Below are 1,365 nucleotides of genomic sequence, written 5' to 3' on the forward strand. Positions count from 1 at the left end.
GAATAAACCGACCGCGGGCAGATGATCCGTCAGGTCACCGAGTGCACGAATACTCGCCGGCGAAAGCGAAATTTCCGCGCGACACGCGGGCTCCGGCGCGGGCGCGCTCCAGACCGGCTGCACGGCTGGCGCTGCATTCTGCTGTATGGCGGAGACCTCTGAAGATTTCCAGTCATTAACCAGTCGCGGAAGCAATTCATTCTGCATGAGGCACCCCCGTCAGCACCGTCATGCCGTACTGACGCATGACCTCCCCCACGTCTTTGTCGGTGAGTGAGGCCAGTACGATGGCCGACCGGACCTCTCCGCTGCACGCCAGCAGCGTCTGCAGAGCCGCGCGCATAATCATCGACTCCGAGTACAGCGGGAACTCGGCTGTCATGCGGCGCAGCCCGGATTTGTCGTCGTCATCGAGGCGCACCTGTGCGACATGACGCTTTAACTTCTTCGGGGCCGTCTGCCCCCGTGCGTTGTGACTCATTTCAGCGCCACCTCCTCCACCTTCAGCATCCTGTCCGCGCGCGTGATGCGCACCGGCGTGTGCTCAAAGCCGAATTTTGTTGTTAACGTGCCGTACTGGTCGAAGTACACCGGCTCATCCAGCGCGATGCTGCTGTCGTGCACGTTACCGTTGACCAGAATGACCTTATAGTTTTGCTGCCCGGCGAGCTGCGGCTTCAGCCACGCCATCTGCTGCGGGTTGTCGCCGTCGATGAAATACAGCGTCTCGCTGAAGGCGACCTTATCCAGCGGGTTAACCCTGTCTCCCGCCCGGGCGATGACGTTACCGCGCATGTCCCGGATGGTTTCCCGCACCGTGAAGGTCGGGTCATACAGGAATGCCCTGTCCGTTTTCGCCGGCGTCAGGCCGGCCACCGGCGCGGGCCTGACGGCGTGGGCCTTCACCCGCGCCTCGGCCTCGCGCTGCAGCCGGTCCAGCTCACCGCTGTCTTTCATGCCCTGCAGGCGCTGGCCGATAAAGGCCAGCAGGTCGGGCTCGGCAACGGGAAACAGGTGGCCGATGGTGCCGAGCTCTTTCGCCTGTACGGGGTAAGCAACTGCTGCAGCGAACAGAGCAACCGCAGTGGCGAGCCACCTCATGGCGCCGCCTGCATCTGGCGGGCGATATCGGCCTGAATCGCCGGCGTAATGTCGGTGACGCCGGCTACCACCGCGCCCTTCACCAGGATGACGCCGCCGTGCGCGGCCTGCCAGTCCGACAGGCTCGCGTCCAGCGCAGAGCCAAAGCGCTTCGTGAGCGCCGCCAGTCTCTCCTTATCCAGCGCAGACTGCGCGGTCTGCTGGCGGAAGGTGTCGATGGTGCCCTTCATGTCAAACACCACGTAGTCGGGCTGTACGGCCTGC

Annotated in this window: 4 protein-coding genes; all 4 read right to left on the reverse strand. The window is 63.8% G+C overall.

Annotated elements, in window-relative coordinates; genetic code table 11:
- The coding region (locus CBW22_RS26560) for a hypothetical protein (protein ID WP_217899537.1) at positions 1-207 on the reverse strand (207 nt) is incomplete at its 3' end.
- Positions 197-481, reverse strand: a complete 285-nt coding sequence (locus tag CBW22_RS23360) for a hypothetical protein (protein ID WP_088518010.1) — start codon at positions 479-481, stop codon at positions 197-199. The genes CBW22_RS26560 and CBW22_RS23360, both read right to left, overlap by 11 nt.
- Complete coding sequence (gene traW / locus CBW22_RS23365; protein WP_088518011.1) at positions 478-1,101, reverse strand: type-F conjugative transfer system protein TraW; 624 nt, start codon at positions 1,099-1,101, stop codon at positions 478-480. The genes CBW22_RS23360 and traW overlap by 4 nt, the downstream gene beginning before the upstream one ends.
- Positions 1,098-1,365, reverse strand: a 268-nt coding sequence (locus tag CBW22_RS23370) for a TrbI F-type domain-containing protein (protein WP_176428175.1), incomplete at its 5' end; no start/stop codon positions are given. The genes CBW22_RS23370 and traW, both read right to left, overlap by 4 nt.

Origin of the sequence: Pantoea sp. VS1 (genome assembly GCF_002207995.1) — a bacterium.
Lineage (GTDB): Bacteria > Pseudomonadota > Gammaproteobacteria > Enterobacterales > Enterobacteriaceae > Pantoea > Pantoea dispersa.

What these genes read in the sequence shown, in the direction of transcription:
- CBW22_RS23360 (WP_088518010.1), bottom strand. Translation starts at nt 481, where the DNA reads ATGAGTCACAACGCACGGGGGCAGACGGCCCCGAAGAAGTTAAAGCGT.
- traW (WP_088518011.1), bottom strand. Translation starts at nt 1,101, where the DNA reads ATGAGGTGGCTCGCCACTGCGGTTGCTCTGTTCGCTGCAGCAGTTGCT.